Genomic DNA, 15522 nt, shown 5'->3' with positions numbered 1-15522 from the left:
TTAACTTATGGATAATTCAAACAGTAAGAGTACAGGATTAAAAATTGCATTAGGAATTTTATTAGCATTGTTTTTAGGTACAGGTTTTTACACTTCAAAACTGTACAATGAGAAAAAAGAAAACGAAGCCACTCTCATTCGTGAGAAAGAGCAGGTTATGGCAGATTTAAGTACAATGGCAAAGCAATATGACGTTGCTATTGGAGAAAATGAGGTCGCTAATGAGAAGTTGTTGGGTGCAAGAGAACGCATTCAAGGTTTAATGGATTCTTTAAAATTATCTCAAAATAGTGTCAATAGCCTTTGGAGATACAAGAAGAAGTTCTTAGCATTACAAGAGGAGATGGACGTCATTATGGCGGAAAATGATCAGCTTAAAGTAGAAAATTCTTTATTGGCTTCTACACTAGACAGTACAAATGTACAGTTGGCCGAGCGTACCGTTTTTACCGATTCTCTCTTAGTTCAAAACACACAATTGGCCGAAGTTGTAGAAAATGCGGCAGTATTGCAAACTACCGATTTAAAAGGGTTTGGTGTTATAGAAAGAAGTTCGGGAAAATTGATTCCTACAGAACGTGCAAGACGTAGCGACAAAATCAGGGTATGTTATACAGTTGCTAAGAATAGATTGGTTGGTGCTGGAGATAAGGAATTGTATGTGCAAGTATTAGATCCTAAAAACAATGTTTTAGGTGCTAATGAGCAAGTTCAGTTTGATGAAACAGTTTTAAACTATAGCTTAATTAGTAAGTTTAATTACGAAAATAGAAACTTAAACATTTGTGAATTTGTAGGACCAAATGATAAGTTTGAAAAAGGACGTTATGTGGTTAACGTTTTTAATAACAAAGAATTAATTTCTTCTTCAGAGTTTACGCTGAAGTAGTATATAACAATAGGTTAGGTTAAGAAAGATCCGGAAACATTGTGTTTTCGGATTTTTTTGTATCTATTCTGAAATGGCTAAAATACAGGCCTCTCTAATTTTCCAAAGTTGATTAAAACTAAGATGTAATTGTTCATTTTTTATCCAAGTCTTTAAATATGATTTGTGGAATGTCACTTTATAGTCGCCTATTTGATTAGGTTCAATGTGTACTTCATATTGGAGCGTTTCAGAAAAACTAGGTTCAGTAGTACTATTAAATGTAATATCTATAATGTCATTGTGATGCCTTAAATAACAATGAGCTTCTGGGATGTAATCGAGATGATATTGTTCTAAAACGTGCTTGATTTTTGGCGTATTTTTGGAATTCATTTCAAAAACACCCAAGCAGAGTTTTAAATCATCAATATCATTTTCAATGGCGATTGCTTTTAACAAGGCATGTTTTGTCGAACAAGTACCTTTATGCTCTTGTAAAACCTGTGTAAAATCACTTCGGTTAGTTGTTCTTCCGTAGGGAAGTTGCTTGACAAAGTTAAAAACAGCTTCAAAATCTGATAGCCCTTTATCTAAGCACACTTTTGACAGTGGCTGTGCTGGTGATAGTTTAATAGATTTGTCCATTAATCATAACTGTATCAATGAGGTCGTCACCAAAGGCGTAAGGCAAGTGATAATAATTTGGGATGGCTTTTGTAATAATCAAATTGGCTTTTTTTCCACGACAAATACTACCATAAAGATTAGAAATCCCCATCGCATAGGCACCATTTATGGTTCCAGCATTAATAGCCTCTTCAGGCGTTAACTTCATTTTTATACAAGCCGTAGAGACCACGAAATTCATATTTCCGCTAGGGGTAGATCCAGGGTTGTAATCGGTAGCTAATGCTAATGGTAATCCGGCATCTATTATAGCACGTCCAGGTGTATAAGGAATACTCAAAAAGTATGAGCAGGATGGTAATGCGACAGGCATCGTGTTAGATGATTTTAATACTGAAATATCTTCTGGATTCATTTCTTCCAAATGATCTACAGATAAGGCCTTATATTTAACCCCAAGGGCAACACCTCCAAAAGCATTAAATTGGTTAACATGTATTTTAGGAATTAAATGATAAGACTCTGCCGCTTGTAATACGCGTTCGGTATCTTCTAAATCGAAATAACCTTTTTCACAAAACACATCAATATATTCTGCCAACTGTTCTTTTGCCACAGCAGGAATCATCTCATTAACCACCAGATCAATAAAGCCTTTCTTATTGGCTTTAAATTCTTTTGGTAGTGCGTGAGCGGCAAGTAAGGTTGGTTTCACTTTAATAGCGAAATCCTTTTTTAAGCGTTTAATAACGCGTAACATCTTTAGCTCGGCATCTACCGTTAGTCCATAACCCGATTTAATTTCTACAGCACCTGTACCCAATTTTATCACTTCTTTGAGACGCCTAGCCGCTTGATGGTAAAGCTCGTCTTCAGATGTATTTTGTAACTGCTCTGCAGAATTTAAAATTCCACCGCCACGATTGGCAATGTCTTCATAGGATAAGCCATTAATTCGATCAACAAACTCTTGAGTACGATCTCCAGCATATACAATATGTGTATGCGAATCACACCATGTTGGGAGTACAATCTTTCCAGAAGCATCGATAGTTTCATCGGCTTCTATAGCCTTACAATCTTCCATACTACCATAGTCTACAATGGTATCGTGCTCTATCAAAAGATAAGCATTCTTAAGTGTAGGTAAAATTTTCATATCACTACCTTTTACAATGGTAACATGTTCTTCCCTTACTTGAAGGAGTTCTTTTATATTGGTAATGAGTACTGACATGTGTCGTTGGTTTGATTGCAGCTATAAATATATAAATCTTTGGCATAAAAAAAGCTGCCTAATGTAATGAAACGGCAGCTTTTATATATTGTTGTTCTATTGACTTATTCTTTTACAAATTTGTATGTAACTCCATACGTTTCAAATTTAATCATATAGAGACCAGTGTTTAATTTTGAAATGTCTAATGGTTCATTATTGATAACCTCAGTATTCATGACTTCTTGCCCTAAAGTATTTAAAATAGAAATACTAAGAGCATCGTTAAAACTACCTTTGATAGAAATGTGAGTTTGAGCTGGGTTAGGGTATAAAATTAATTCTTCAATAGCAAATTCAGGCACATCAAGTGTGATGAGTTCATTCTCATACCAAAATACAGTGTCGTTAAAAAAACCTATAGAAGCGATGTCCTTATCACCATCACCATCATAATCATCTACAGTAAAGTCATACATTTGAAAGTTGTTATCTGCAACCAGTTGTGGTGTAGTACTTGGACTGGCATTATCAGCACCTTGAAACCAAATAATAGCATCGTCTGCCGAACCTCCATCGGTTAAAAGCACATCATTTTCGCCATCATTATTTATATCTGCTACAACAGCTACGGCTGGTCTATCAATTATAGAATCGTCAGATATTGCATGTGGCGTGGAGCTTCCATTTTTTACTTTCTCATACCACGTTACATCTCCAGAAAAATTATCTACAGCAATGATATTTAAATTACCATCATTATTAACATCTCCAGTAATAACATTAAATATAAACGATGTCGCTGTGGAGCTACTTTCTACGGTTACTGTATCTTTAATCCAAGTTACTGCTGTAGAACCACTTTCTATATATTGATTATAAAAAATTTCGATAGACTGGTCTCCGTAATACGTTACTACGGCATCTAGATCGGTGTCACCATCTAAATCGGCCAAATTAATATATAATGTAGAATTTGCTGTGCCACTTTCAATATCTGCTTCGGCAGTAAAGTTTCCGGCACCATCACCAGAATACCATTGTGTTCTACTGTTTGAAAACGAAATTGTAGCAATATCTATATTTCCATCCATATTAATGTCACCAGCTACAACTTCACCAGGACCAATAAGGGCTCCATCGATAACAACTTCAGGGTCAAAACCCTCAGCAGCATTACTTAAGAAATAGACGAGTTTATCCTGATTGGCAGATGTTGCAATAATGTCTAGTCCATACTGTCCATCGATATCTGCAACTGTAAGTCCGTCAACATACTGTATTGTTGTAGAAACATCAGTTTGAATTGTGAAGTTTCCATTCCCATCATTCTTATACCATCTGATATAATCTTGTGCAGGAGTTCCTCCATTAAAGTCATAAGTTGCCATGACCAAATCAATGTCACCATCACCATCAAGATCTCCTGATGCAAATTCATAAGGATCGGTTCCAGCACTTGCGTCTATAGTTTGAACAGCCGCAAATGGTTGTGCAAACATAAAATTACTAAGCAAAGTTAAAAAGATAATACAGCGTAAAGTTTTTTTCATAATTGTTTGATTTATAAGTGCTAATATATATAAAAACACCGACAAAACAGTATTTTGTCGATGTTTTTGTGCGTTTTGTCGTTATTTTAAGTTACCAGTCATATCCTCAGGTTTTACCCAAGCATTATATTCTTCGGCGGTAACATAACCAAGATTAATGGCTTCTTCTTTTAAAGTTGTTCCGTTTTTATGTGCTGTGTTGGCGATTTCAGCAGCCTTATAATACCCAATTTTAGTATTTAAAGCAGTGACTAACATTAAAGAGTTGTTTAATAATTCTTTAATCACATCATGGTTAGGCTCAATACCAGATGCACAGTGCGCTTCAAAACTCACGCAGGCATCACCAATAAGCTGTGCCGACTGAATAACATTGGCAGCCATCATAGGCTTAAATACATTGAGTTCATAATGTCCTTGAGTACCTCCAACAGTTACGGCAACATCATTACCCATAACCTGAGCACATACCATAGTTAAAGCCTCACATTGTGTCGGGTTTATTTTTCCTGGCATAATAGAGCTTCCAGGTTCATTTGCAGGAATAATAATTTCTCCAATTCCACTTCTAGGACCAGAAGCCATCATACGAATATCATTCGCGATTTTATTAAGAGATACTGCAATTTGCTTTAATGCACCATGGGTTTCTACCAGTGCATCATGAGCAGCAAGAGCTTCAAATTTGTTCTCTGCCGATACAAATGGTAAGCCTGTAAATTTAGCAATATGCTCTGCAACTAGTTCACTATAACCTTCAGGTGTGTTTAATCCTGTTCCAACTGCTGTGCCTCCAAGAGCCAACTCAGCTAAGTGAGGTAAGGTATTCTCTAAGGCTTTTAATCCGTGATCTAATTGTGATACATAACCCGAAAATTCTTGTCCGAGTGTCAAAGGTGTAGCGTCCATTAAATGTGTACGACCTATTTTAACCACATTATTAAAAGCTATTGATTTTTCATGAAGTGTATTTCTTAATTTAATAACACCAGAAATAGTATTTTCAACCACTTTTTTATAAATAGCAATATGCATTCCTGTAGGGAATGTATCGTTAGAGGATTGCGATTTGTTCACGTCATCATTCGGCTGAATGGTTTTGTCACCTTCGCCAATCACTTTTCCCGCAATTTGATGCGCTCTATTAGCAATCACTTCATTAACGTTCATGTTACTCTGGGTTCCAGACCCTGTTTGCCAGATTACCAAAGGAAACTGCTCGTCATGTTTACCTTCTAAAATTTCATCACATACTTGAGCAATAAGATCACGTTTTTCATTGTCTAGCACTCCAAGTTCAGCGTTGGTGTAAGCTGCAGCTTTTTTAAGGTAGGCGAAACCATAGACGATTTCAAGCGGCATAGATGCAGCAGCCCCAATTTTAAAGTTATTTCTAGAGCGTTCGGTCTGTGCACCCCAAAGTTTATCAGCAGGCACATTAACGTTGCCCATCGTATCTTTTTCTATTCTAAATTCCATAATTGGTTGTACGTTTTTTAGGTCCTACAAAGTTACGATTTTTGAATGTTATTTCTTACGCATTTTTAGTTTTATTACCTCGGAAATGGGAATAATCGATTCTCAGTTTTATTCCTAAATTGAATATTGGAAATCGGGTATTTATACGCATAGATTTTTGAGCGTCAGTTCTTAGTTTTAACAAGTAGTAATTAAAACGCGCAACCATGAAATCTATTCATTTTTTTACCTTTTGTTTATGTTGTTTTTTAATGTTTAATTGCAAAGACGATAAGAAACCAGACGTTCCTTCCGATGATGATCCGACTATAATTGAAGATGATGTATTAGACACCTTTGAAACGGCTAACTTCTTAACCCTTTCGGATGTTCATCTAGATAGTTCCCAAACCAATATAGCTTATGGAGATGTTCTTAGCACTGGCATTGATACTTGGAATAGAACCATGACAGAAATCAACACCGTTGCTGGAGTAACAAAACCTAAGTTCATGATGTATTTAGGCGATTTACCAAACTATACCGAAGACATCACAGATAATATAGGTAAGGTACTTAAAGACTTACGAACCCTATCTGGTGATTATCCTATTTTGTTTTTACCAGGAAACAACGACACAATGAAAGGGGATTACCATTCGTTTCAGGATGATTCAAATGCAAATGGTGGCGTTAACATTTTTTCATTAGACCCAAGCAGTAGCGAACCTTGGCCTATTATCAATAGAAACTCTACGACAACAACAGTAGGAACCATTGAGTATAATAAACAATTCGGATTCTACTTGGTAGAATTAACTATAGATAATGAAAAGTTGCATGTTATTGCGCTCAATTCTGTCATTTTTTGTGAACCTACAAGCCGGCATCAGTATATAGATGATGATAAGGTATCACAGCAATCTGCCGCTCAGATTCAGTTTTCGTGGTTTGAAAGGAAACTAGATAGTTTGGGGTCTAATGATAATGTTTTGATTGCCATGCATATTCCACCAGGACGTGATGGTTATGGTCATGGGAAAATGTGGAATGACAATCTTTATGTAAATAATAAAGACACGGTAAGTGATCGTGTTCAAAATAACTTTTTAAAAGTACTGAGTAATCACAAACCAAAAATAAGAGGCATACTAACGAGTCATACCCATTTGGATGGTTTAAGACGTTTATATGCGAATGATACCTTTTATCAGCAAGAAATGGTGGCTTTAAGTATATCAACGCCTGGGATTTCGGTATACCATAGTAATAATCCTGCGTTTAAATCTTTTAGCTTCGACAAAAGTAATTTCGATCTTATAGATTTTACAACCTATTATGCTGAGCCAACGGCAAGTTCTGGAAGCAATCCCTATAAAGACGAAAATTTTAAATACCAGTCTAAGTCCTATACATTTAAAGGCACCTATAATATTACCGATCCTAAAATGACCATATTCTCAGCAATTGATGGTATGGTACATCGTCATATTATTAATGCGTATACTAAGAAAATCTTATATGTAAGGTCTAATGATACTTATCCAACCGAAAAGTTTGATTACAATCTGGCTTTGGATGTTATATTTCAGCAATAAGCACCAATGACGGACACTATTCTAGCACGCATTACTAAGTTTTTAGAATCCATTGGCATCAAGGTGATAGATACCGCTTTAGGCGATGATACTTTCTTACCAGGTTTACGATTAGAAGGACAGCAGATTTTAGTAGATCTATCTAAACTAAAATATCCAGGAGATCTCCTTCATGAGGCAGGCCATATTGCTGTAACCCAACCTGACTTACGGCCTCTTATTGGCACGGACGACATAGGAGCGAACTGGCCAGAACTGGGCGATGAAATTGTAGCCATATTATGGTCGTATGCTGCATTGCATCATTTAGAGTTTGACCCAAAGGTGGTATTTCATGAAGAAGGTTATAAAAATGCGTCGCCATGGTTTATCGAACAGTTTACAAATGGCGTCTATATGGGATTACCATTACTGAGTTGGATGGGACTTTGTGAGGAAGATGAGTTCCCAAAAATGAAGACCTGGTTGCGTTAAATATACGTAGAGTTACGTATTGCAGGTTTGCCTATCATTAGATACTTTCGTTAAAAATAAAGTTATATTTTAATTTACTAGTTGGAATTAAAGTCAACACAGCTAAAACTATGATTCAAAAGAAACTAACTAAACTTATTGGACTTAAAAAAACTGATTTTGATTTGTTCGTACAAAACGGACAAATCAAATTACAACAGACCAGACTAATTCCTACATTGAAAACTGGTCATGAAATGGCATTGACTTCAATTTTTTTATCTACGGTTCGATTAGTTAAAGAATATAGAGATGGAATTTTCAAAAGTGTGAAATTAAGTCGAGCAGGAAAGGCATTTTATTATACAGAAGTCACGTTTAATGACATCAGTGCATCTAGAATAGATGGTTTAATAATTGTTGTTACTAAAGGAGTAATCTCAGATGCCGTTTTTTTCGAAATGAAAAATAAAAACAATGGAATTGATCAAAAACAAATTGAAGACTATCTTTCCATTTCAAAAAGTTTAAAGGTTAATAAATTAGTTACTGTTTCCAATGAATTTGTGGCAGACTCGACTCATTCACCTATAAAGGTGAAAGTTCCAAGAAATATCTCGCTGTATCACTTTTCTTGGACGTTCCTTATAACAAAAGGAAGGCTTTTACTTTTTAAAAACGATTTAAGAATACAAGACAATGATCAGGTTGAAATAATGTCAGAGGCGCTTCATTACTTTGAAAGTTCTGAATCTGGAATTTGTGGTTTCATCCAAATGAAAGCTGGATGGAAAGAACTCGCTGAAAGTATAAGAGCACAAAAGACTTTAAAACAGTCTGATCAATATATAGAGGAAGCCGTTTTGAGTTGGTATGAAGAAGAAAAAGATATGGCCTTACTTTTAAGTAGAAAACTAGGCGTTTTGGTGAAATCTTCTTCTAAGAACAAAGAAAGTTTAAAAAAAGATATCAAAAAATTAATAAAAGATAACTGTATAAACGGAGAACTAATTATTAAAAATTCTGTTTCTGACATTAAACTTATTGCAGAATTTGAGCGCAGAATTGTTTCTATGGCTGTTAAATTAACGCCTCCTTTGGATAAAGGAAATAAGGCTCGTATTACTTGGATTGGTAAGCAGCTTGAAAATTGTAAAAAGAAGAATGAAATTTTGTTTTCAAAACTTGAAAAGGATTTGATAGTTGAAGCCAATATTAAGTATGCGCAGGCAAATATTAAAGTGAAACTATCTGAACTTGATACATTGATTGAATTGACTAAAGATAAAGAGATTCAAGAATTTAGAATTACATTAAACAGAGGATTTGGAGTGAACTTTTCGAGTGTAAAAAAGTTTATAGTTTTGATAGAGAACATGGTTTTAGAATACTATGAGGGAATTGTTCAACATGTAAGCACTTGGACTAGACCATCTCCAAAAATTGTGAATGAAGAATTGAGTTAATAGATGATTAAAAAGAACAATTTATGATAGAAAACTTTCATTTCTTCACAACCTGTTAATAAATCTCAAATTTACTATTGCAAAACAAAGTGCTTTATTATATCTTTGTGCCAACAAAAAAAAACCACATGTTCGATTTTGACCAATATTTAGGATTTTTAGCATTTTTAACCATCTTAACGATAGGATTCTGGTTAATGATTTTTCTATTAACTTTTGTTATCCCTTATTGGATTGGTGGGTCGCTTATTGAGCGTTTAAAAGAAATCAAAGAAGAAAAGAAGGCTAAGAGAGAAGCAGCGGCACACTAAGCTGTTTTGTATCATATACTAAAAAAAAGGAAACCAATTTGGTTTCCTTTTTTTATACGTTATAGTTGCAAACATATTAACCTTCAAAGTCAAAATCGTCACCACCATTTCCTGAGTTTCCTCTATTGTTACGTTGACGTTGTTTCTGCTGATTAAAACGATAGGTAAACGTGACATTAAAACTACGCTGTCTAAATTGAAATTCGCCCTCACTTATAAAGGTTGGTGTTGTTGAGGTAGAATTACGTTTTCTGGAGTTAAAGACATCACGTATGTTTATAGCCAATGAGGCTTTCTCTTTAAACAAGTCTTTACTAAATGCTAGATCTGTTGAGAAAATACCATCCCTTTTATTTTGTGCGTTTTCACTTGGTCCACGATAAAAGAGTCGCGTTTGCCAATCTACTTTTCCTGGTAAGGTGTATTTGTTATTAATTCTGGCAAACCAACTAAAGTTATCAGCTCCAAAATCGGTGCCTTCAAAAAAGCCCTCAGTTACAGAGTGAAATAAGTTAAGGTTTCCGTTTACATTCCATTTTTTAGAAGGCCTGTAGGTGAGTGTAAATTCAAATCCGTAACGATCATTAGTTGCTAAATTAATAGGCGAACGTTGCACAATTGGAACTTCTGTACCACCAATTACCGTAGTTTCTCCCGTGTCTAAACTTACAAATGTAAAGACATCGGTAGAACGTGAATAGTACACAGAAGAATTAAGTGTCATCTTTCCGAAGCGATTTAAATACCCTAAATCCAAAGTATTGGAGTAACTAGGATCTAAATCTGGATTTCCTTGAAATAGGTTAGTAGCACTACTTCTTGAAGGAAATGGATTGATAAAACGAGAACGCGGACGCCTAATACGTCGGTTGTAGCCTAAAGTAATACTTTGCTTTTCAGTAATCTCATAACCTAAATTAACAGTAGGGAAGAGGTCTGTATAACTTTTACGATCAAAGTCATTGCTAGTCATTTGGTCTATGGTAATTCGAGAATTCTCCATACGCAATCCTAATAAGAATGAAAATTTCTCCTTAATCTTACTACCAAATTGCGAGTATACTGCATTTACATATTGACGATAAATTAAGTTATTACTCACATTCTCATCAAGAACAAAGGTACCATCCTCATTAAATTCTAAGGTATAATCGGTATCGAGTTCTTCGAATGTTCCTCGATATCCAAATTCGAAATTACTGACTTCACCAATAGGTTTGGTGTAATCTAATTGTAGTAGAACTTCATTTTGATTTTCTAAAGTCCTCACGCGTTCTGCGGCATCGCCATCTTGAGCAATAATCGACCGTTCTTCCTCGCCATTATCTTCATATTGAAAATCGAATGTCAATCGGTGTTGGCTATCACCTTCAAATTGTTTGTCGTAATTAAACGAATATTGCCTTGTATTATCTGTTTCGGCCTCAGGATCTAAACGCAGCGACTCGTTAACCAAGTTACGATTGCTATCAAATTCTCTAATCACATTAGAGTTGTCGTTATCTTGGTCACTATCTCGATATAAAAAAGAGGCTGTTATCGACGAGGTTTCATTTACGTACCATTCAACACCAATATTGGTATTAAACCCTTTACTCTTTCTGTCAAAAATTCTTGATTCTTCGAAAAAGGTACTCGGATCATCGTCATTAAAATATTCGGTTGTTGTGGTGGCGTTTCCAGGCGATTCTCTGTAACGATAACCAGAGGTGTTAAAGAAGTTAAAATCGCCAGTTCTATAATTAATATTCCCAGAAACACCTGCTTGCGGAGGATCTCCAGCGTTAAGAGTTACAGCTCCATTAAGACCTTGTAACTTACTTCGTCTTAAAATGATGTTTAAAATTCCTGCGGTACCTTCGGCGTCGTATCGTGCGGAAGGCGAAGTGATCACTTCAACGCGCTCAATAGACTCGGCAGGCAGCTGTCTTAGTGCATCGGTAGAATTTAAACCAACCAATCCGGAAGGTTTTCCATTAATTAAAATACGAACATTCTCATTACCACGTAAAGCAACATTACCTTCAACATCAACAGAAACAGAAGGTACATTATCCAAGACATCACTTACGGTTCCGCCTCTTACCGTAAGGTCTCTCCCTACATTGTAAATTTTCTTGTCTAGTTTTATTTCAACAGTAGTTTTTTCGGCTACAACCTCTACAGCATCTAGGGCTTCAAGATTGAGTGCTAGTGATACTGTTCCTAAATTTATATCTCTAGATAATGTTCTATCTTCGTAAGTTTTGGTTTTGTATGATAAATATTCAACCGAAACATTATAAGTACCAGCTGGTACATCAATTTTGAAAACACCTTTATTATTGGTAATTCCACCAGTGACTATTTTATTTTCTTTTTTACTGAAAAAGGAAACGGTTGCATATTCTAGCGGAACTTTATCGTCGGCATCAATGACAGTTCCGGTAATAGTAATATCATTTTGAGCTATACCAATAGTGTAGGTAAATAGGGTAAAGACTAACAGAGTTACTTTTAATTTCATCTGAATGGTTTATAGTGTTTTGCTATTTAGATGAACAAATGTAAGATTCCTTGCGCCGCATGAAGGTTAATCTTATGTTAAACAAAAAAGGCTAAAATTCTTAATGATAAGAGTTTCAGCCTTTTATTTAAACTTTAGTTTTTGTCTTTATTTTTTTTCTTCCGTTTCTTCTTCTTTTTGTTTTCTTCTTTTTGATCCCACTTACCTTTAATAGCATCCATGATTTTTGCCATCACATCTTCAGAGACCATAATTTTTACATCCTTAAAATGGGCTATATCTAAACGCTCAATTTCCTTTTCTCTCTCGTATTTTTTTAGTCCGAGTTTATTAACCTTGGTAAGTTCGTCGAAATAAGTGTACATTTTTTGGTATATAATTTCTTGTTGAAACTCGTCTACTTTTAGGGTTTCAATAAAATCATTGATGTACTTCTTTTTCCTTTCTTCAATTTTAGCTTCGTACTTTTCTTTTTCCTTTTCTTCATTGACAACTTTTGGAGCTTGACGCTGTCTACGGTTTCTCACTTGCGCATCAGAGAAACTCACAAACATGCTAAATACCAAAAGGCTTAAAAAAATCTTCTTCATTTTAAATAATGTCTAATATGATGCTTGGTGGTCTACCAATAACTGCTTTTTTACCGCTAATAACGATAGGACGTTCAATTAATTTTGGATGTTTGACCATGGCTTTAATTACAGCTGCATCTGTTAATGTTTTTGTTTTATAATCTGATTTCCAAATCGCTTCACCTTTACGTACCAAATCTATAGGTTTTATTCCTAAACGTGCAATAATTTCTTTTAATTGTGCTTCGGACATTGGATCATCAAGATACTTTATAACTTCAAAATCTTTGCCAGAATTTTCTAAAAGCGAAAATCCTTCGCGAGACTTGCTACATCTTGGGTTGTGGTATATTGTTATCATCTAATTTATATTATAATTCGTTAGGATTATCTTCTTTTTGTCCCATCATCATGAGATACGATTTTAAAAATGGTTCTATATCGCCATCCATAACCGCATCTACATTTCCTGTTTCATGACTAGAACGCACGTCTTTTACTAATTTATAAGGATGCATAACATAATTTCTAATTTGGCTTCCCCATTCAATTTTCATTTTACCAGCTTCAATATCATCGCGTTGCGCCATTTGCTTTTGCAATTCAATTTCGTACAGTTGAGATTTCAGCATTTGCATGGCTCTAGCTCTATTGTCATGCTGGGAGCGTGTTTCAGAGCATGAAATTTGAATGCCAGTGGGCTTATGTGTTAATTGGACTTTAGTTTCTACTTTGTTTACATTTTGACCACCAGCACCAGATGAACGCGCTGTTGTTATCTCAATATCGGCAGGATTGATATCAATCTCAATAGTATCGTCTACCAAAGGATAAACATAGACAGAAGCGAAACTTGTATGACGTTTGGCATTACTGTCAAAAGGTGAAATTCTCACCAAACGATGCACGCCATTTTCGCCTTTAAGCCACCCGAAAGCATAATCGCCTTCAATTTCTAAGGTTACCGTTTTTATTCCAGCCACGTCACCTTCTTGAAAGTTTAGTTCTTTAACTTTAAATCCGCTTTTTTCGGCATACATCAAATACATACGCATGAGCATACTGGCCCAATCGCAGGACTCTGTTCCACCTGCACCAGCCGTAATTTGGAGTACTGCACTAAGTGAATCACCTTCTTCAGATAGCATGTTTTTAAACTCTAGTTTTTCAATAAGAAGTAAGGCTTTATTGTACCTGTTTTCAACATCTTCTGCAGAGGCTTCGTCTTCCTTGAAGAATTCATAAATAACTTCAAGATCTTCGATTAATGTTTTAGAATCGTTATAATCTTTTACCCAACTTTTTTTCTCACGAAGGGATTTCATGATAATTTCGGCTTGCTTAGAATCGTTCCAGAAATTGGGGTCAAACGTTTGTTCTTCTTCGTTTGAAATTTCGATGAGTTTGGCATCTATGTCAAAGATAGTGCCTTAGTTTATCAAGGCGTGTATTTAGATCTTTAATTTGATCTGATGTAATCATAGAAAATAATTTTCAGCGAAATTAACATATAAATTCGTTAGATAAAATAAAAACAAAAGATGTTTGATAATTTGACTGAAATCCTAAGCAAAAACAGGTTTGTCAATTTCAATATAAATAGGAGTGAAGCTCACTTCTCGTTTAAATAGGAACCAAGACTCGTGTCTTAATATATAAGGTCTAAATCCAGCTCGATACAAGCCTTTAAGGCTAGCAAGATTATTTTTGTCAACAAAAGTGATGTAGCGGTTGATGTCATTATTTTCATCAAGATTAATGATGTTAAGGATAGACTTTGCCATAATGCGCTGTCCTCTATAATTTGGGTGTGTAAAACCACCTTCTAAGAGGGCTTCTCCGTGATTTAGTTCAGGGAATAGGTCTCCAAAATAGGATGTTACACGATGATTTTGATTGGGTTTAAAAACCCATTGTCTAAATACGGCCTGTTGGTCTTTGTTCTCTGCAATGTAACACGTAGGAATATCCTCTTCCACAAGTCGAATGTGTCTCATATTTTCTTTCAAGGCATTGATATCTGAGTTATTAAATCGCCTTATAGTGATGTCGTTTTTAGCTAGCCCATTCTGTATTGAATATGACGCATAATGTTCTAATCCAAAAGAGGTGACATTGGAATAAATGCGTGTGATTAAACCTTGGAAAATATGGTGAATATCACCAGATTTTAGGTGCAGAAAAGCAATGCGTATTCTATATGTTAGGGTTTTAAGAATAACGTAACGATTTGGGGTTTACGGCTTTCAATATAGAAAAAATATTCTAAGTGGGTGTTTTTAAGCTATTCGAGAAAGATTAGAATAACTCTTTTCGAGAGCAGACGGCATAGGAACAAAAGCAACTTTCCTATTAAATAAAAACCATTTTTCTTGTCTTAAGATATAAGGATTGAACCCGATACGTTTGAATCCTTTAAGACTAGCAATGTTAGTTCGATCAACAAATACGATGATTCTGTCTATAGATTTATATTGTTCTTGAGTGAGTGTTTGAAAAATAGCATTAGGCATAATACGCATGCCTCTATAATCTGGATGTGTGAATACGCCTTCTATGAGTAATTCATACTCTTTTAATCTAGGGAATATTTGACCAAAATAATTGGCAACTTGGTCATTTTGCTCATGTTTAAATACCCATTGTCGGTTTACGACAACATTATTATTTGTTACGGCAACATAGCAGCTAGGAATTGACGCTTCTACAAGTCTTACATGTCTTAAGCCTTCATTTAATGCATTAACATCACTGTCTTCAAATAAACGTATAGACAAATCAACAGATGCTTCATTATATTTTAAATCTTTGGCATCGATTTCAAGACCAATAAAATTTACTTGTGAATATAAGCGTGTTGACAATCCGTCAAAAATGGGCTTGAAATGTCC

The 15522-nt window shown here is 35.1% G+C and carries 15 protein-coding genes; 5 read left to right on the top strand and 10 right to left on the bottom strand.

What is annotated here, in order from left to right:
- Nucleotides 1–7: 7 nt before the first annotated feature.
- Entirely contained in the window at nt 8–889 is an 882-nt protein-coding gene (locus Q0787_RS08700) for a chromosome partitioning protein ParA (protein ID WP_298902060.1), read from the top strand.
- 63 nt (nt 890–952) lie between these two features.
- On the opposite strand, the gene Q0787_RS08695 is transcribed toward Q0787_RS08700, so the two are convergent.
- From Q0787_RS08695 to fumC, 4 genes are all read right to left on the bottom strand, one after another.
- Nucleotides 953–1516 (bottom strand): hypothetical protein, encoded by a 564-nt coding sequence (locus Q0787_RS08695; RefSeq protein ID WP_298902059.1) that lies wholly within the window; start codon nt 1514–1516, stop codon nt 953–955.
- Nucleotides 1500–2735: an imidazolonepropionase gene (hutI, locus tag Q0787_RS08690; RefSeq protein WP_298902058.1), complete on the bottom strand. Its 1236-nt coding sequence runs from the start codon at nt 2733–2735 to the stop codon at nt 1500–1502. Before hutI ends, Q0787_RS08695 begins: the two co-directional genes overlap by 17 nt.
- A 104-nt stretch (nt 2736–2839) precedes the next feature.
- The gene (locus tag Q0787_RS08685; protein WP_298902057.1) at nt 2840–4267 is read right to left on the bottom strand and encodes a T9SS type A sorting domain-containing protein; all 1428 of its coding nucleotides are present in this window, start codon (nt 4265–4267) and stop codon (nt 2840–2842) included.
- Between the two features lie 81 nt (nt 4268–4348).
- Complete coding sequence (fumC, locus tag Q0787_RS08680) at nt 4349–5746, bottom strand: class II fumarate hydratase (protein WP_298902055.1); 1398 nt, start codon at nt 5744–5746, stop codon at nt 4349–4351.
- Between the two features lie 206 nt (nt 5747–5952).
- On the opposite strand from fumC, the gene Q0787_RS08675 reads away from it, so the two are divergent.
- The 4 genes from Q0787_RS08675 (at nt 5953) to Q0787_RS08660 (ending at nt 9553) form a co-directional block, all read left to right on the top strand.
- Nucleotides 5953–7323: a metallophosphoesterase gene (locus Q0787_RS08675; protein WP_298902054.1), complete on the top strand. Its 1371-nt coding sequence runs from the start codon at nt 5953–5955 to the stop codon at nt 7321–7323.
- Between the two features lie 6 nt (nt 7324–7329).
- Complete coding sequence (locus Q0787_RS08670) at nt 7330–7797, top strand: hypothetical protein (RefSeq protein ID WP_298902053.1); 468 nt, start codon at nt 7330–7332, stop codon at nt 7795–7797.
- A 110-nt stretch (nt 7798–7907) separates the two neighbouring features.
- Nucleotides 7908–9242 (top strand): hypothetical protein, encoded by a 1335-nt coding sequence (locus Q0787_RS08665; RefSeq protein WP_298902051.1) that lies wholly within the window; start codon nt 7908–7910, stop codon nt 9240–9242.
- 128 nt (nt 9243–9370) lie between these two features.
- Nucleotides 9371–9553, top strand: a complete 183-nt coding sequence (locus tag Q0787_RS08660; protein WP_298902050.1) for a hypothetical protein — start codon at nt 9371–9373, stop codon at nt 9551–9553.
- Between the two features lie 76 nt (nt 9554–9629).
- Here Q0787_RS08660 and Q0787_RS08655 read toward each other — a convergent pair whose 3' ends face one another.
- From Q0787_RS08655 to Q0787_RS08630, 6 genes are all read right to left on the bottom strand, one after another.
- Entirely contained in the window at nt 9630–12059 is a 2430-nt protein-coding gene (locus Q0787_RS08655) for a TonB-dependent receptor (RefSeq protein ID WP_298902049.1), read from the bottom strand.
- A 134-nt stretch (nt 12060–12193) separates the two neighbouring features.
- Nucleotides 12194–12649: a hypothetical protein gene (locus Q0787_RS08650; RefSeq protein ID WP_298902048.1), complete on the bottom strand. Its 456-nt coding sequence runs from the start codon at nt 12647–12649 to the stop codon at nt 12194–12196.
- A gap of 1 nt (nt 12650) precedes the next feature.
- The gene (gene arsC, locus Q0787_RS08645; RefSeq protein ID WP_298902046.1) at nt 12651–12992 is read right to left on the bottom strand and encodes an arsenate reductase (glutaredoxin); all 342 of its coding nucleotides are present in this window, start codon (nt 12990–12992) and stop codon (nt 12651–12653) included.
- Nucleotides 12993–13002: 10 nt separating this feature from the next.
- Nucleotides 13003–14113, bottom strand: a protein-coding gene (gene prfB / locus Q0787_RS08640) for a peptide chain release factor 2 (RefSeq protein WP_298902045.1) whose coding sequence is annotated in 2 segments (ribosomal slippage) — nt 13003–14049 and nt 14051–14113 — 1110 coding nt in all. Because the reading frame shifts where the segments join, the coding sequence is not laid out codon by codon here.
- An 83-nt stretch (nt 14114–14196) separates the two neighbouring features.
- Nucleotides 14197–14628 carry a hypothetical protein gene (locus Q0787_RS08635; RefSeq protein ID WP_298902044.1) on the bottom strand — a complete coding sequence of 144 codons (432 nt, stop codon included), beginning with the start codon at nt 14626–14628 and terminating at the stop codon, nt 14197–14199.
- A gap of 282 nt (nt 14629–14910) precedes the next feature.
- Entirely contained in the window at nt 14911–15495 is a 585-nt protein-coding gene (locus Q0787_RS08630; protein WP_298902043.1) for a hypothetical protein, read from the bottom strand.
- Between the last annotated feature and the right edge of the window lie 27 nt (nt 15496–15522).

It is taken from the genome of uncultured Psychroserpens sp. (assembly GCF_947492715.1).
Taxonomy (GTDB): domain Bacteria; phylum Bacteroidota; class Bacteroidia; order Flavobacteriales; family Flavobacteriaceae; genus Psychroserpens.
This window is presented reverse-complemented; position numbering and strand designations above follow the sequence as displayed.